This window comes from Streptomyces sp. TRM70350 (assembly GCF_019219825.1).
Taxonomy (GTDB): Bacteria; Actinomycetota; Actinomycetes; order Streptomycetales; family Streptomycetaceae; genus Streptomyces.
The window spans coordinates 229,365-245,532 of record NZ_JAHUXH010000007.1; the positions used below are offsets into that span (position 1 = coordinate 229,365).

Here is a 16,168-nt window from a genome sequence, read left to right on the forward strand (position 1 = left end):
GCCCGAGCCAAAGGAGTCCGAACCCCATGCCCCACCTCACCGTCATCGGCGGCGGCTTCGCCGGCCTCACCGCCGCCGTCGCCGCCGCCGAAGCGGGCGCCAAGGTCACCCTCCACGAAGCCCACCACACCCTCGGCGGGCGGGCGCGCACCGCCGAGGGCCCATACCGGACGAACGAGGGCCCGCACGCCCTCTACAACGGCGGCCCGCACTGGACCTGGCTCAAGCAGCGCGACCTGATCGGCCCCCTCGCCCCCATCCCGCCCCTGGAAGCCGCCCGGCTCCGGCTGCGCCACCAGGGCGCCCTGCGCCGCATCCCGCCCTTCGCCATGCTCAGGCTGCTGCGCCGCACCGCCCGGCAGGCCCCCGTCGACGTCGACTTCCTGACCTGGGCGACCGGGCAGGTGGGCGAGGCGGGCGCACGGGCCGCCGCGCACTACTCCGCCGTCGCCCTCTTCCACCACGCCCCCGGCGCCCTGTCCGCCGCGTTCGTGCAGGAACGGCTGCGCCGGGCCACCAAGGTGCCGCCCGAGGCGCACTATCCGCGCGGCGGCTGGGCGAGCGTCGTCGACCGGATGGCCGCCCGCGCCTGGAATCTGGGCGTCCGCATCGAGACGCTGTCCCGCGTCGACACCCTCCCCACCGGCACGCCCGTCATCGTCGCCACCTCCCTCGACGCCGCCCGCCGACTCCTCGGCGACGACTCGCTGACCTGGCCGAGCGGTCGTACGGCCCTGATCGACCTGGCCGTACGCACCCGGCGCGGCGACCCCTTCGTCGTCTCCGACCTGGACGCGCCCGGCTGGCTCGAACGCTTCACGGCGCAGGACCGCACCCTCGCCCCGGTCGGCGAGCAGCTCATCCAGGGCCAGATCCCGATCGCCCCGCACGAGTCCCGGGGCGACGGCGTCGCCCGCGCCGAGCAGCTGCTCGATCTCGCGTTCGACGGCTGGCGGGAGCGCGTCACCTGGCGGCGCGCGGCGGTCGCGGGCGGCCGTACCGGCGCCGTGGACCTGCCCGGCACGACCTGGCGCGACCGGCCCGCCGTGGACCGCGGCGACGGCGTGTACCTGGCCGGGGACCAGGTCGCCGCGCCAGGTGTGCTGTCGGAGGTGTCCTTCAACAGCGCGCTGACCGCCGTATCGCTGGCGCTCGGGCGGCCCGGCTCGCGCGCGCTTGACCTCAAGCATGCTTGAGGTTGAAGGGTGGGGCCGTACCGCAGCCGAGGCGGCCGTACGACGGCCGCCACCCACAGCAACGGCCGCAGAGCCCACAGCCACGGGGAGACCCCAATGCGCGCCATCCGCCTCCACACCTTCGGCCCCGCCGAGAACCTCGCCCCCGAGGAGGTCGACGACCCCGTACCCGCCCCCGGCCAGGTCCGTATCGCCGTCGCAGCCGCCGGAGTACACCTGCTCGACACGGCCATCCGCGCCGGTCACCCGGGCCCCGGCCCCGCGCCCGCGCTGCCCACCGTCCCCGGCCGCGAGGTCGCCGGAGTCGTCGAGTCGCTCGGCGAGGGAACCGACGAGGCGTGGCTCGGCAAGCGCGCCGTCGCGCACCTCGGCTTCGTCCCCGGCGGTTACGCCGAACTCGCCGTCACCGACGCCGAACGTCTGCACGAGATCCCTGCGGGCCTGGACTTCGCCGAGGCCGTCGCCATGATCGGCACGGGGCGCACAGCGATGGGGATCGTGCAGTTCGCCGAGCCGGGCCCGGGTGACGTGGTCCTGATCCCGGCAGCGGCCGGCGGTATCGGCACCCTCCTCGTGCAGTACGCCAAGAACGCGGGCGCCACCGTCATCGGCCTGGCCGGCGGCCCGGAGAAGACGCAGCGGGTCGCCGCGAACGGCGCCGACCTCGCCGTCGACTACCGCGACCCCGCCTGGCCGGAGCAGGTCCGGGCCTACGACGGCAAGGTCACGATCGTGTACGACGGTGTCGGCGGCGACCCCGCCCGTACGGCCGTCGGCCTGCTCGCCCCCGGCGGCAGGCACGTCGTGTTCGGCTGGTCCGCCGAGGGCATCCAGGGCGGCGAGCCGCTGGTCGTCGAGGGCGTCACCGTGCAGGTCCTGGGCCCGGTGATGCTGGAGAAGGCGGGCGGCCCGAACCCCCTGCGCGCCCTGGAACTCCGCGCCCTCGCCGAGGCCGCCGCGGGTCGGCTGACCCCCGCCGTCCACCGCTTTCCGCTCACCGAGGCCGCGGCCGCCCACCACGCTCTGGAGAACCGCGGCACGACCGGCAAGGTCGTCCTGGAGCCCTGACCGGGGGAATGCGACCGCAAAGACCTGACCAGGTGGGGCGTGGCATCACCGGCAGTACGCCCTGATTCGTGTTCTTCTGTCCCGATGAACGCGCCCAGGACTGGTGACCCCGTGGCTCCCGTGAACACCGACCCCCACCGCTGGTGGGGGCTGGTGGTGATCGCCCTCGCCCAGCTGATGGTCGTCCTCGACTCGACGATCGTGAACGTCGCACTCCCGTCCGCCCAGGACGAGCTGGGGATGACCGACGGCGACCGAACATGGGTGATCACCGCCTACACCCTCGCCTTCGGCGGTCTGCTGCTGCTCGGCGGCCGGATCGCCGACCTGGTCGGCCGCAAACGCACCTTCGTCATCGGGCTGATCGGCTTCGCCGCCGCCTCCGCGCTGGGCGGCGCCGCCGTCAGCCCGGGCATGCTGTTCGGCGCCCGCGCGCTCCAGGGCGCCTTCGCGGCCGTGCTCGCCCCGACCGCGCTGAGCCTGCTCGCCACCACGTTCACCGACCCCAGGGAGCGCGGCAAGGCCTTCGGCGTCTTCGGCGCCCTCGCCGGCAGCGGCTCCGTCATGGGCTTCATCGTCGGCGGGCTGCTCACCGAGTACCTCAACTGGCGCTGGTGCCTGTACGTCAACACCCCCATCGCGGTCCTCGCGCTGCTCGGCGCCTTCGCGGTCCTGCGCGACCGCCCCGCCCGGGCGGGCGCCCGCCTCGACGTGCCCGGCGTGCTGCTCGGCTGCGGCGGCCTGGTCGCGATCGTCTACGGCTTCAACGAGGCCGAGTCCCACGGCTGGTCCGACGCGTTCGTCCTCGGACTGCTCACGGGAGGTGCCGTCCTGCTGGCGGCCTTCGTGTGGTGGCAGGCCAGGGCACCCCTGCCGCTGCTCCCGCTGCACATCGTCAAGGACCGCGACCGCGCGGGCTGCTTCCTGACGATGATGCTGGCCATCATGGGCATGTTCGGCCTGTTCCTCTTCATGACCTACTACTTCCAGGTCGTCCTGGGCTACTCGCCGGCGCGGACCGGACTGGCCTTCGTCCCGATCACCCTCGCGACCGTCACCGTTTCCACCCAGTTCGCGGCCCGTCTGCTGCACCACGTCCCACCGCGCGCCCTGATGGCCCCCGGCATGCTCCTGGGCGCGTGCGGAATGGCGCTCCTCACCCGGCTCACCGTCGACTCCTCGTACGCCGCCGACATCCTGCCCGGCCTGCTCCTGGTGGGCGTCGGCATGGGCCTGACCTACATGCCGGTGTTCGCCACGGTGACGGCCGGCGTCGCCCCGCGGGACTCGGGCGTCACCTCGGCGACCCTCAACACCTCCCAGCAGGTGGGCGGTTCCATCGGTACGGCCCTGCTGAACACCCTCGCCACCACCAGCACCGCGGGCTACCTCGCCCACTCCGCCCGGCCCGCGGTGGTGACCCGCGAGGCCGTCGTCCACGGCTACACGGTCGCCCTCTGGTGCGCCACCGCCCTCATGCTCCTGGCCGGCCTGGCCACGGCCCTGCTGGTCACGGCCCGGGCCCCGAAACACGCGGCGCCAGCGAAGGAGCCGGTGACGGAGCCGGTCGCCTAACGGCGCCTGGAGGCCGCGTGCAGCCACCCCTCGGCCCCGCAGCAGCGCCTTGCCATGACCGCCCCGCCCGCGCGCGTGGGCGGTACGTACAGGTGTGGCGGTACGGATCACCAGGGCAGGCCGGCCCGCAACCGCCGCGCCATCTCCACCTGCTCGTCGTCCAGCGGTCGGCCGTCCTCGATGTCCCACAGGGCGTTCTGCAGCAGTCGCCCGAGGGTCCACGCCCGTGCCCGTTCCCGGTCCAGACCCATGACGTCGATCATCGCGTCGAAGCGCCACCGGACCTCCTCGGCGTCGAAGCGGTTGGCGAGGGCGGGCCACAGCTCGAATCCGGGGTCACCGGCGAGCGGCTTGGGGTCGATGGCGAGCCAGGGGGCGCGGTCGGCGGCGAGGACGTTGTCGAAGTGCAGGTCCCAGTGCAGGAGCCGGTCCCCCGGCTCGTCCACGACCTCCCGTACGGCGGCGGCGCAGTCGGCGAGCAGACGGCGGGCCTCGGGGTCCGCCACCCGCTCCAGCGCCCACGGCGTCCGCTGAAGCATCGCCCGCGCGATGTCACCGAGCCGGCGCATGCCCGCAGGGGCCGGTACGGAGGTCAGATGGGCCAGCAGACGGGCGATGACCAGCACGGCCTCGCGGGAGTCGGGCACGTGGGACAGCATCCGGGCGGGGTCGAGGCGTTCGAGGAGCATCGTGCCGGTGTCCAGGTCGTGGTCCAGCAGCCGTACCGCCCCGTCGCCGTCCCACACGCGCAGGGCGACCGGCTCGCCCTCGCTCTCGTCGTCGAGCGGCTGCAGCTTCAGCGCCGCGCGCGTGCCGTCCGCCCGGACGACCGGCAGGACCAGCGCGCACACGCCGTACATCGACGGCCCGTCGATCCGCAGCTCCCAGCGGTCCAGGAACCCGTCCACCAGCCGCGGCAGCCCGGCGATGAAGGCGCGCCCCTCCTCGCCGTTGTACAGCGCCTGGGACGCCGCGAGTCCCTCCGGAATCTCGATCACATACGGGACCCTATGGGCGTATGCGCGCCCACTCGACCCAATGGCCACGCGGGCGCGCTTCCGGTCGCCTCCCCCCGCCAGAACGACGAAATCCGAAGGAGACAGCCCCCGCGGCCACGGGTAACGTCCCGGCCATGAGCAGCTCGGCAAGCGGCGTCGTGAACGGCGGCGTCTCCTTCTGGTACGCCCAGGAAGGCTTCCCCGCCCCAAGGGAGCCCCTCTCCGGTGACGCGTCCGCGGACGTCGTGATCGTCGGCGGCGGCTACACGGGACTGTGGACGGCGTACTACCTGAAGAAGGCCGCCCCCTTCCTCCGCATCACCGTCCTGGAGCAGAAGTTCTGCGGCTACGGCGCCTCCGGCCGCAACGGCGGCTGGCTGTACAACGGCATCGCGGGCCGCGACCGGTACGCGCGCGTGCACGGCCACGAGGCCGCCGTACGCCTCCAGCGGGCCATGAACGACACCGTCGACGAGGTCATCGGGGCCGCCCGGGAGGAGGGCATCGAGGCCGACATCCACAAGGGCGGCGTCCTCGAAGTCGCCTGCACACCGGCCCAGCTGGCCCGTTTGAAGGCCTTCCACGAGCACGAGCTGTCCTACGGCGAGAAGGACCGGCAGCTGTACGGCGCCCGCGAGACCGCCGAGCGGATCAGGGTGGCCCACGCGGTCGGCTCCTCCTGGACCCCGCACGGAGCCCGCATCCACCCGGTGAAGCTGGTGACGGGCCTCGCGCGGGCCGTGGAGGCCCTCGGCGTGACCGTCCACGAGTCGACGCCGGTGACGGAGATCCGCCCGAAGCACGCGGTCACCCCGTACGGCACGGTCCGCGCGCCCTACGTCCTGCGCTGCACCGAGGGCTTCACGGCGTCCCTGAAGGGCCACAGGCGCACCTGGCTGCCCCTGAACTCCTCGGTGATCGCGACCGAACCGCTCACCGAGCAGCAGTGGGAGTCGGTGGGCTGGGAAGGCCGCGAGACGCTCGGCGACATGGCCCACGCCTACATGTACGCCCAGCGCACCGCCGACGGCCGCATCGCGCTCGGCGGGCGCGGAGTGCCGTACCGCTTCGGCTCCCGCACCGACAACGACGGCCGCACCCAGGAGACGACGATGGAGGCGCTGCGGGAGATCCTGGAGCGTTTCTTCCCGTCCCTGACCGGCGTCCGCATCGCACACGCCTGGTCGGGCGTGCTCGGCGTGCCCCGCGACTGGTGCGCCACGGTCACCCTGGACCGCGCCACGGGCCTCGGCTGGGCGGGCGGCTACGTCGGCTCCGGCGTCGCCACCGCCAACCTCGCCGCCCGCACCCTGCGCGACCTCGTCCAGCTGGACTCCGGCCAGGGCACCCGCACGGAGCTGACGGACCTGCCCTGGGTCGGCCACAAGGTCCGCAAGTGGGAGCCGGAGCCGCTGCGCTGGCTGGGCGTCCACGGCATGTACGCCACGTACCGCACCGCCGACCGCCGCGAAGTCACCACACACAGCGCCGGGTCCTCCCGGCTGGCGCGACTGGCGGACCGGGTGGCCGGGAGGCACTGATCGTTGAGAGCCCCCTGTCGGATTCGAACCGACGACCTTCGCTTTACAAGAGCGGCGCTCTGACCAGCTGAGCTAAGGAGGCCTGCACGCGCGCGTGAGTGCGTGCGTGCCCGTGCAGTGTACCCAGGTCCCGGCCCCACCCTGTCGAAAATTTCCGCGAAGTTCACAGCGGGCGGAGTACTGACAGAACAGGTGAACGCGGGGTACCGTCCTGACCCAGTTCACACGTGTGGACTAAACCAACCACCTTCCTACAACGGATCGTCCGGCACGTTCCTGCCGGTAGAAGGGGGCCCATTCACCATGGCCACTGTCTCGTTCGACAAGGCGACCCGGATCTACCCGGGTTCCGACAAGCCCGCCGTCGACGCACTCGACATCGAGATCGAGGACGGGGAGTTCCTCGTTCTGGTCGGCCCGTCCGGCTGCGGCAAGTCCACCTCCCTGCGGATGCTGGCCGGCCTGGAGGACGTGAACTCCGGCGCCATCCGCATCGGCGACCGCGATGTGACACACCTGCCGCCGAAGGACCGGGACATCGCCATGGTGTTCCAGAACTACGCCCTCTACCCGCACATGACCGTCGCCGACAACATGGGCTTCGCGCTCAAGATCGCCGGCGTCAACAAGGCGGAGATCCGGCAGAAGGTCGAGGAGGCCGCGAAGATCCTCGACCTCACCGACTACCTGGACCGCAAGCCGAAGGCGCTCTCCGGTGGTCAGCGCCAGCGTGTCGCCATGGGCCGCGCGATCGTGCGTGAGCCGCAGGTCTTCCTCATGGACGAGCCGCTGTCCAACCTGGACGCCAAGCTCCGCGTCTCCACCCGTACGCAGATCGCCTCGCTGCAGCGCCGCCTCGGCATCACCACGGTCTACGTCACCCACGACCAGGTCGAGGCCATGACCATGGGCGACCGGGTGGCCGTGCTGAAGGACGGCCTGCTCCAGCAGATCGACTCCCCGCGCAACATGTACGACCGCCCGGCGAACCTCTTCGTCGCCGGATTCATCGGCTCCCCCGCGATGAACCTCGTCGAGGTGCCGATCACCGACGGCGGTGTGAAGTTCGGCAACAGCGTCGTGCCGGTCGACCGGGACGCGCTCTCCGCCACCACCGACAAGACGGTCACCGTCGGCGTCCGCCCCGAGCACTTCGACGTGGCCGGCGCGGGCTCCGACCTGGGCCTCGCGGTCACCGTGAACGTCGTCGAGGAGCTCGGCGCCGACGCGTACGTCTACGGCACCGCCAAGCTCGGCGACAACTCCAAGGACCTGGTGGTCCGGGTCAGCGGCCGTGACGTCCCGGAGAAGGGCAGCACGCTGCACGTCGTCCCGCGCCCCGGCGAGTCCCACGTCTTCTCGACGTCGACCGGCGAGCGGCTCTCCGACTGAGGGTCGACTGACGAAACACCCAACCCGGGTAATTCACCCAGGTTGACGAAAAGGGCCCCGCAGCCTGGCCGCGGGGCCCTTTTTCCTGTCGACAAATACCCCGGCGCACTGGGCCATTTCGAGCAACGTGCGTCAACCCCGTACCCAGAAAAGCCCGCCACTTCATCACCCGAACCGGTGACCAAATGTCGCCAAATCATTACCGGGCGCTACCCTCACTCGCGTGAAGCACTCCACCACCTCACAGACGCGACGCGGCCAGGGCCCCGCCCGCCGGATCGGCCGCTCCCTCGCCCTCGTTCTGCCCGTCGTCCTGGTGCTCTCCGGGACTCTCGCGGTCACGCGGGTCAACTGGTCGGGAAACCCCGAGAGCTCGGTGCTCACCGCAGCGGACGTCTCGTCATCCGGCACCAGCGCCCGCACCGCGCACCGCGCACCGCACGAGGTGCTGCTCGACCAGCTCCTGACCGAGCTCCAGAAAAACGACCCGGGCACCGCCCTGACCCACCTCCAGCAGGCCGTGGACGAGCGCCCCACCCTGCTGGCCCGCCACTGCACCTCCATCGCCCGCGCCCTGGGCCGCGCGGCGGTCCGCATCTACGGCCCGACCCGCGCCCAATCCTACGCCCGCCCCGTCTGCGACACCTCGTTCGCCTCGGGCGTCCTGGCAGCCCACGGCTGACCCCCGGGGACAGAAACCACGCGTGAGCCCCGCCCCGGCCCCTGGGGCGTGTTCGATCCCGACAACGCAGCAAGGCGCCGTGCGACGGGACTCTCAACACGCCCCAGCGGCCCCAGGCGGGGCTTCACGCGTCGCCACGACACCGTCGGCACCTCACCCGCGCCGGGCTGCGCGACCCGCCTCTCAGCCACAAAGCCGGGCACTCACCGGCCCCCGGTACCACCGGGCCCGGCGCCGCGTACAGTGCCGCCATGACCGATCCGAACGCCGCCTCACGCCCCGTCCAGGCCGTCATCCTGGCCGGAGGCCAGGGCTCCCGGCTGCGCCCCTACACCGACGACCGTCCCAAGCCGATGGTCGAGATCCCCGGCACGGGCACGCCGATCATCGGCCACCAGCTCTCCTGGCTCGCCGAGGAGGGCGTCACCGACGTCGTGATCAGCTGCGGCCACCTCGCCGAGGTCCTGCAGGAGTGGCTGGACTCCGCCGACCTGCCGACGCGCGTCACCACCGTCGTCGAGAAGGAACCCCTCGGCCGAGGCGGCGGCCTGAAGTACGCCGCCGCCCACCTCCCCCACCCCGACCGCGCCTGGTACGCCACCAACGGCGACATCTGGACCCGCTTCTCGCTGCGGGACATGGCCGACTTCCACACCGAGCGCGACGCCATAGCCACCCTCGCCCTCGCCCGCCCCCGCATCCCGTGGGGCGCCGTCCAGACCGACGGCTTCGGCCACATCACGGACTTCATCGAGGCCCCGCCGTCCACCTTCGAGATCAACGCGGGCGTCTACGTCTTCTCCCCCGGGTTCGCCGCGATGCTCCCCGAACGCGGCGACCACGAACGCACCACGTTCCCGCACCTGGCCCGCGAACACCGCCTGGCCGGCTTTCCGATCCCCCAGGGCGCGTACTGGCGCGCCATCGACACCGCGAAGGACCTCACGGAGGCCGCGAAGGAACTGGCCGCGCTGGGCCGTTGAGCGCCCCCGGCACACGCCGGTACGACGACGGGGCCCCGCATCTCACCCGGGCGGGACCCCGTCGTCGTACCGGAAACGGCGCTCCTAGCCCAGCAGACCCCCGACCAGCCCGGGCTGCGAATCCCCGTCGCCGGATCCCGTGCCGCCCGTGGAGCCCGTACCGCCGCCCGTCGAGCTGCCTCCGCCGCCCCCGGACGTGGGACCGGCGCTGGTGCTCGGGGCCTGTTCCACCGGCGACGACTGCTGCGGTGGCGCCTGCCCCGTCCCCTGCGTCTGGCTCGGCGAGCCGCCGGTGGCCGTGCCGGTGTCCTGGGTCGCACCCGGCGTGGTCGCGGCTCCCGCGGTGGGCGCGGCCGAGGTCTCGCCCTGCGTCGGCGAGGTCACCGTGGCCGACGGCGTGCTGCTCTCCCCGCGGTCCTCGCCGGGCTTCGACGGCAGCGGAGAGCCCGGGAGTTCGTTGCGCGGTGCCTCGCCGGGACCCGGGACGACCACCCGGTCGGAGTCCCGTACGGCACCGCCGAGCAGCGAGCCCACCAGCAGGGTGACCCCGGTGACGATCGCGGTGACGAGGGCGCCCCGGCGCAGTACGTACCGCCGCAGCTCCCAGATGTCGGAGCGCGGACCGAGGCGCCGCCAGGCGAGCCCGGCCAGCCGCCCGTCGATGGAGTAGACGGGCGCCCCGGCGATGATCAGCGGCGACCAGGCGGCGAGGTAGATGATGTCGGGGGCGTCGTACGCGGGGACGCTCTTCCAGCTGACAGTGACGAGCAGCGCGGCGGAGAGCAGCGCACCGCCCACCGCGGCGACCCGCTGCCAGCAGCCCAGGACCGTGAGCACGCCCACGATGACCTGCGCGAAGGCGATCACGAGCCCGGAGCCGACGGGGTGCTGGAGCGCGAACTGGCGCAGTGGCTCGGCGACTTCCCAGGGATGCAGGGTGTTGAGCCACTTGACCATGGAGCCGCGTTCGCCGCCGTCGAAGTAGACGGGGTCGCAGAGCTTGCCCATGCCGGCGTAGATGGAGATGGCGCCGAGGAAGACGCGCAGCGGGAGCAGGACGACGCCGAGGTTCATCCGGCGCCCGGGGTAGTAGGCGTGCCGCGCGGGATCGTCGCTCTGCCGCCGGGAGCGTGGCCCGGTGCCCTCGTCCTCCGGGTCGGCGAGCTCCGCGTCGTCGGCGTAACCGTCGAACCGCTCCCCGGCGTAGGCGGGTCGGTCGTACGCGCCCTCGACGGTCCGCATCGACGGCAGCAGCCGGGTACCGGCGCCCTCGGGGGTGCGCTGGGCGCCGACGACGGGGGTCTCGACGGTCCGGTCGAGGTCGTCGTAGTCGCCGTAGCCGTCGTAGCGGCCGTAATCGGCGTCGACGTCGACGCGCGGGATGACCTGGGTGGCTCCGACGTCGGCGGGCGGTTCCTCCGGGTGGCGGACGCCCGCACCGCGCACGGCCTGGAGCAGGCGGTGGGCGCCGGTGTCGTCGGGGGCGGACCGGCCGCTCCACACCACCGGGCGGCGGCGGGCCTCGCCGGACTGGGCGGCTGCGCCCGCCGTACCGACGACCGGCACGCGGGCGGTGTCCTCGGTGGCGCTCAAGTGCCGTGCGACCCGCGGCGACTGGGCGCGGCGCGAGGAGGCGCCCAACTGCACGCGGAAGCTGGCGTGATTGACGATGATCTGCGCCGGGTCGCTCGGCACCTTCACCATGCTCAGCGCGGGAGCGTCGTCGAATCCCGACGAGCGGTCCCCCGTGGGTGTGCGGGGTGTTCTGGTGTCCACACTCATCTAACAGAGTGACGTGTGGTTAGGACACTGCTTTGACCCCGCCGGATCTGTCCGGACCGCGTCAAGCTTGCCCGGACGGCCCGGAATACCGCGAGTGGGTGACCGTGTCGAACGACCGTTCAGGCCCGCCGTCGTGCCGCCTCGTACAGCACGATCCCCGCCGCCACACCGGCGTTGAGCGACTCCGCCCCGCCCGGCATCGGAATGCGCACCCGGACGTCACAGGTCTCCCCGACCAGCCGCGAAAGACCCTTGCCCTCGCTGCCGACCACGACGACGACCGGCCCCTCCAGGGCCTGCAGCTCCCCGAGTTCGACCTCGCCGTCGGCTGCGAGCCCGACCACGATGATCCCGGCCTTCTTGTACGCCTCCAGCGCGCGCGTGAGGTTGGTGGCACGCGCGACCGGCGTGCGGGCGGCCGTACCGGCGGACGTCTTCCACGCACCGGCGGTCATCCCGGCCGCGCGCCGCTCGGGTACGACGACACCGTGACCGCCGAACGCGGACACGGACCGCACGACCGCGCCGAGGTTGCGCGGGTCGGTCACCCCGTCCAGAGCGACGATCAGCGGGTCCTCGCCCTCCTCGGCGGCGGCGTCGGCGAGGTCCTCGGGGTGCGCGTACTCGTACGGCGGCACCTGGAGCACGAGCCCCTGGTGGTTCAGCCCGTTGGTCATCCGGTCGAGCTCGGGGCGCGGCGCCTCCATGAGGTTGATGCCGCCACGCTCGGCGGCGAGCTGGAGCGCCTCGCGGACCCGCTCGTCGTTGTCGATGAACTGCTGGACGTACAGCGTGGACGCGGGCACGCCCTCGCGCAGCGCCTCGACGACCGGGTTGCGCCCGACGACCAGCTCGGACGTCCCCTTGCCGCCCCGGCGCTGGGGGGCACGGCCCTGGGCACGCCGCGTCTTGGCGGCGGCGGCACGCTGCTTGGCGTGGCCCTTGCGCATCTCGGCGGGGGGCGTCGGCCCCTTGCCCTCAAGGGACCGGCGCCGCTTGCCGCCGCTGCCGACCTGCGCGCCCTTCTTGCCGGACATGCGGCGGTTGTTCGCGGCCATGACCTACCTGTCTGTGGGAGTACGTACGTCTATGAAGTGTGCCGCCCGGATCTGCGGGCGGCACATCGGTGTGCTGTCGCCTCAGCCGCTCAGCGCGGGCCGAGGCTCCAGCGCGGACCGTGCGGGCTGTCCTCGATGACGAGCCCGGACTGCTTGAGCTGGTCGCGGATGGCGTCCGCGGTGGCCCAGTCCTTCCGCGCGCGGGCCGCCTCACGCTGGTCCAGGACGAGGCGTACGAGGCTGTCGACCACGCCGTGCAGATCGTCGCTGCGGTCGCCGTCACCGGCCCAGTGCGCGTCCAGCGGGTCCAGGCCGAGGACGCCGAGCATGGCCCGCACCTCGGCGAGGCGGGCGACCGCGCTCTCCTTGTCGTCGGCGGCCAGGGCGCTGTTGCCCTGCCGGACGGTGTTGTGCACGACCGCCAGGGCCTGCGGCACGCCCAGGTCGTCGTCCATCGCCTCGGCGAACGCGGGCGGCACCTCGGCGGCGGGCTCGACCGGACCGCCGGCCAGCTCCACCACGCGCTGCACGAACCCCTCGATCCGCGCGAACGCGGACTCGGCCTCGCGCAGGGCGTCCTCGCTGTACTCGATGGTCGAGCGGTAGTGCGGCGTACCGAGGTAGTAGCGCAGCACGATCGGGCGCCACTGCTTGACCATCTCGGACACCAGCACCGAGTTGCCCAGCGACTTGGACATCTTCTCGCCGCTCATGGTGACCCAGGCGTTGTGCAGCCAGTACTGGGCGAAGTCGTCGCCGTAGGCCTTGGCCTGGGCGATCTCGTTCTCGTGGTGCGGGAAGACCAGGTCCAGGCCGCCGCCGTGGATGTCGAAGGCGCTGCCCAGGTACTTGTGCGCCATGGCCGAGCACTCCAGGTGCCAGCCGGGGCGCCCGCGGCCCCACGGGGTCTCCCAGTCGGGCTCGCCGGGCTTGGAGGCCTTCCACATGGCGAAGTCGCGCGGGTCGCGCTTGCCGGTGATGCCCTCCTCGGCGGGCTGGCGCATCTCTTCCAGCTCCTGCCGGGACAGCTCCAGGTAGGCGGGCCAGGACCGTACGTCGAAGTAGACGCTGCCGTCGGCCTCGTAGGCGTGCCCGCGCTCGATCAGGCCGCGCATCATCTCGACCATCTCGGTGATGTGGCCGGTGGCGCGCGGCTCGTACGTCGGGGGCAGGCAGCCGAGCGCGCGGTAACCGTCGTCGAAGGCGCGCTCGTTGTCGTACCCGATGGACCACCAGGGGCGGTTCTGCTCGGCCGCCTTCTGGATGATCTTGTCGTCGATGTCGGTGACGTTCCGGACGAACGTCACCTCGTAGCCGCGGTACTCGAACCAGCGGCGCAGGATGTCGAAGTTGAGCCCGGAGCGGATGTGCCCGATGTGCGGGGCCGCCTGCACGGTGGCACCACACAGGTAGATCGAGACACAACCCGGCTGGAGCGGGGTGAAGTCACGGATCTGCCGGGCGCTGGTGTCGTACAGGCGAATGGTCACCACTCCAGGGTAGTGGGCCGCGGGCGATGCCTCGTGCCCCTTGTGGACAAGCTGCGCCTGTTGCGTGTCGTCACCTTCGCGCCGCCGTCAGCCGGCGCGCACCACCAGCGCCGTCGCCACCGCCATCAGGCCTTCCTCGCGGCCCGGGAAGCCGAGCCCGTCCGTGGTGGCGCCGGAGACGGAGACCGGGGCCCCGGCCGCCTCGGACAGGATCTTCTGGGCCTCGTCCCGGCGCTTGCCGATCTTCGGGCGGGGTCCGACGACCTGCACCGCGATGTTGCCGATCCGGAAGCCCGCCTCGCGCACGATGCGCGCGGCCTCGGTGAGCAGCGCCACGCCCGACGCGCCGGACCACTCCGGCCGCCCGGTGCCGAAGTGCTGTCCCAGGTCACCCAGCCCGGCGGCGGAGAACAGCGCGTTGCACGCGGCGTGCGCCACGACGTCCGCGTCGGAGTGCCCGGCCAGGCCCGGTCCCTCGCCCTCCCACTTCAGGCCGGCGCACCACAGCTCGCGGCCCTCGGCGAAGGCGTGGATGTCGGTGCCGATGCCGACCTGCGGAAGCGGTGTCTCAGAAGCCATCGTTCAGCCTCCTGCGGGCGAGGACGGCCTCGGCGAGCACCAGGTCCAGCGGCCGGGTGACCTTGAAGGCCTCCTCGTGCCCGGGCACGACGACCACCGTGAGACCGAGCTGCTCGACCATGCCGGCGTCGTCGGTGACGTTGCCGGTGACGGTCTCGTGCGCGCGTACGAGGGTCGCGCGGTCGAAACCCTGCGGGGTCTGCACGGCGCGCAGCCGCGCCCGCTCCGGCGTGGCCAGCACGGGCTCCGGCTCGCCCGGCGTGCGCGCGGGCTCGACCTCCTTGACGGTGTCCGCCAGCGGCAGCGCCGGCACCACGGCGGGCGCGCCCTCGCGGACCGCGCCGATCACCGCGTCCACGGTGTCGACGGGGACGAGCGGCCGGGCGGCGTCGTGCACCAGCACGATGTCGTAGCCGGGGGGGAGCGCGTCGAGGCCGAGCTTGACCGACTCCTGCCTCGACCTGCCGCCGGGGACGACCAGGAAGTCGGTGCGCTCGGGCAGGGCGTGTGTGTCGAGCAGGGACTTGACCTCGGCGGTTCCGTCGGGCGGGGCGACGACGACCACGAGGGAGACGGCACGGGATGCGGCCAGCGCGCGTACGGCGTGGATCAGCATGGGCGTGCCGTTCAGCGCGCGGAGCGCCTTGGGGGCGCCCGGTCCGAGGCGTACGCCCCGGCCGGCGGCCGGGATGACCGCGGCGGTACGGACTCCTGCGGGCGAAGGGCGCGAAACGTCAGACATCGGTTCCTGTCAGGTTTGTGTGCTCGGCCTACGTGGGTATGGCCTCAGCGTGCAAGCGTGCGGGCGCGCACCGCTTTCGACCGGACCCTTCCGTGACCCTGGTCGAGCCGGCCGCCCGGGCACGGCACGCACAGTACCGGGGGGATTTCCTCGGCGTACGACGGACGTATGGGCGGCCATCCGATGGGACGCGGATGGCTGACATACGACCATGCACGTTCGGGTACGAACATGCCGCAGCGCCCGGCGACTGGTATCTGTCATCGGGCACCACGGCATTTCGATGTGCTGAGCGGAGCGGGCCTGCCTCGCGTCAGGAGGCGAGCACCTCGTCGAGCAGAGCCTCGGCCTTGTCCTCGTTCGTGTTCTCCGCGAGGGCGAGTTCGCTCACCAGGATCTGGCGGGCCTTGGCGAGCATGCGCTTCTCACCGGCGGAGAGTCCACGCTCACGCTCGCGACGCCACAGGTCACGCACGACTTCCGCGACCTTGATGACATCGCCGGAGGCGAGCTTCTCCAGGTTTGCCTTGTAACGACGCGACCAGTTCGTGGGCTCCTCGGCGTACGGCGCGCGCAGCACCTCGAAGACCCGGTCCAGCCCGTCCTGACCGACCACATCACGCACGCCGACGAACTCCGCATTGTCCGCTGGCACACGTACCGTCAGGTCACCCTGGGCGACCTTCAGCACCAAGTAGGTCTTGTCCACGCCTTTGATCTGGCGAGTTTCGATGGCCTCGATCAGCGCGGCCCCGTGATGGGGATAGACCACGGTGTCGCCAACCTTGAACGTCATGTGACAGGTACCCCTTCCGTGGCTATCCAGGGTAACACGGAAACGGCGGGTTCTGAATGGCGTTTTCGCAGGTCAGGGCATATCTCGGGGCTTGACAACAGCAACAGGAACGTGCTTCGCCCAACCCTCGGAACAAGGTATTCGCAGGTCGGAGCGGCTCTTCGGGCCGAGTGAAACGTGCACGTTACGCACATCCGGCGACCCCGCCAGACGGCCGAACGTCCCTAAATGTCCGGTTCCAAACGCTCGACTTCCGCTACTCCGTTCGGCGCCTGGCGGCCGGTAC

The 16,168-nt window shown here is 72.1% G+C and carries 14 protein-coding genes and 1 tRNA gene; 7 read left to right on the forward strand and 8 right to left on the reverse strand.

Annotation, left to right across the window (positions count from 1 at the left end; translation table 11 throughout):
- The first annotated feature begins 26 nt into the window (after positions 1 to 26).
- The 3 genes from KWI83_RS14270 (at position 27) to KWI83_RS14280 (ending at position 3,839) form a co-directional block, all read left to right on the forward strand.
- Positions 27 to 1,196, forward strand: coding sequence for an FAD-dependent oxidoreductase (locus tag KWI83_RS14270; RefSeq protein ID WP_218514723.1), 1,170 nt, complete (start codon positions 27 to 29; stop codon positions 1,194 to 1,196).
- A gap of 96 nt (positions 1,197 to 1,292) precedes the next feature.
- Positions 1,293 to 2,264: a zinc-binding dehydrogenase gene (locus KWI83_RS14275; protein ID WP_218514724.1), complete on the forward strand. Its 972-nt coding sequence runs from the start codon at positions 1,293 to 1,295 to the stop codon at positions 2,262 to 2,264.
- 84 nt (positions 2,265 to 2,348) lie between these two features.
- Positions 2,349 to 3,839, forward strand: coding sequence for an MFS transporter (locus KWI83_RS14280; RefSeq protein WP_218514725.1), 1,491 nt, complete (start codon positions 2,349 to 2,351; stop codon positions 3,837 to 3,839).
- A 107-nt stretch (positions 3,840 to 3,946) separates the two neighbouring features.
- Here KWI83_RS14280 and KWI83_RS14285 read toward each other — a convergent pair whose 3' ends face one another.
- Positions 3,947 to 4,837, reverse strand: a complete 891-nt coding sequence (locus KWI83_RS14285; RefSeq protein WP_218514726.1) for an aminoglycoside phosphotransferase family protein — start codon at positions 4,835 to 4,837, stop codon at positions 3,947 to 3,949.
- Positions 4,838 to 4,971: 134 nt separating this feature from the next.
- Between KWI83_RS14285 and KWI83_RS14290 the strand changes: the two genes are divergently transcribed.
- On the forward strand, positions 4,972 to 6,378 hold the full coding sequence (locus tag KWI83_RS14290; RefSeq protein ID WP_218514727.1) for an FAD-binding oxidoreductase: 1,407 nt from the start codon (positions 4,972 to 4,974) through the stop codon (positions 6,376 to 6,378).
- An 8-nt stretch (positions 6,379 to 6,386) separates the two neighbouring features.
- Here KWI83_RS14290 and KWI83_RS14295 read toward each other — a convergent pair.
- Positions 6,387 to 6,460: transfer RNA gene (locus KWI83_RS14295), tRNA-Thr, on the reverse strand.
- A gap of 221 nt (positions 6,461 to 6,681) precedes the next feature.
- Between KWI83_RS14295 and KWI83_RS14300 the strand changes: the two genes are divergently transcribed.
- The 3 genes from KWI83_RS14300 to KWI83_RS14310 all read left to right on the forward strand — a co-directional run bounded on the left by KWI83_RS14300 (position 6,682) and on the right by KWI83_RS14310 (position 9,435).
- Positions 6,682 to 7,770 carry an ABC transporter ATP-binding protein gene (locus tag KWI83_RS14300; protein ID WP_218514728.1) on the forward strand — a complete coding sequence of 363 codons (1,089 nt, stop codon included), beginning with the start codon at positions 6,682 to 6,684 and terminating at the stop codon, positions 7,768 to 7,770.
- A 223-nt stretch (positions 7,771 to 7,993) separates the two neighbouring features.
- A complete protein-coding gene (locus KWI83_RS14305; protein ID WP_218514729.1) occupies positions 7,994 to 8,452 on the forward strand; it encodes a hypothetical protein in 459 nt (152 codons plus the stop codon).
- A 251-nt stretch (positions 8,453 to 8,703) separates the two neighbouring features.
- Entirely contained in the window at positions 8,704 to 9,435 is a 732-nt protein-coding gene (locus KWI83_RS14310; protein ID WP_218514730.1) for a nucleotidyltransferase family protein, read from the forward strand.
- A gap of 84 nt (positions 9,436 to 9,519) precedes the next feature.
- Here the strand turns inward: KWI83_RS14310 and KWI83_RS14315 are convergent, their stop codons facing one another.
- The 6 genes from KWI83_RS14315 to KWI83_RS14340 all read right to left on the reverse strand — a co-directional run bounded on the left by KWI83_RS14315 (position 9,520) and on the right by KWI83_RS14340 (position 15,882).
- Positions 9,520 to 11,217 carry a DoxX family protein gene (locus KWI83_RS14315; protein WP_218514731.1) on the reverse strand — a complete coding sequence of 566 codons (1,698 nt, stop codon included), beginning with the start codon at positions 11,215 to 11,217 and terminating at the stop codon, positions 9,520 to 9,522.
- A 119-nt stretch (positions 11,218 to 11,336) separates the two neighbouring features.
- Entirely contained in the window at positions 11,337 to 12,275 is a 939-nt protein-coding gene (gene rlmB, locus KWI83_RS14320) for a 23S rRNA (guanosine(2251)-2'-O)-methyltransferase RlmB (protein ID WP_218514732.1), read from the reverse strand.
- 89 nt (positions 12,276 to 12,364) lie between these two features.
- A complete protein-coding gene (gene cysS / locus KWI83_RS14325; RefSeq protein ID WP_218514733.1) occupies positions 12,365 to 13,765 on the reverse strand; it encodes a cysteine--tRNA ligase in 1,401 nt (466 codons plus the stop codon).
- A gap of 87 nt (positions 13,766 to 13,852) precedes the next feature.
- Positions 13,853 to 14,344 (reverse strand): 2-C-methyl-D-erythritol 2,4-cyclodiphosphate synthase, encoded by a 492-nt coding sequence (gene ispF / locus KWI83_RS14330; RefSeq protein WP_218514734.1) that lies wholly within the window; start codon positions 14,342 to 14,344, stop codon positions 13,853 to 13,855.
- Positions 14,334 to 15,086 (reverse strand): 2-C-methyl-D-erythritol 4-phosphate cytidylyltransferase, encoded by a 753-nt coding sequence (gene ispD, locus KWI83_RS14335; protein ID WP_218514735.1) that lies wholly within the window; start codon positions 15,084 to 15,086, stop codon positions 14,334 to 14,336. The genes ispF and ispD overlap by 11 nt, the downstream gene beginning before the upstream one ends.
- 313 nt (positions 15,087 to 15,399) lie before the next feature.
- Positions 15,400 to 15,882 (reverse strand): CarD family transcriptional regulator, encoded by a 483-nt coding sequence (locus KWI83_RS14340; protein WP_003953493.1) that lies wholly within the window; start codon positions 15,880 to 15,882, stop codon positions 15,400 to 15,402.
- Positions 15,883 to 16,168 lie beyond the last annotated feature (286 nt).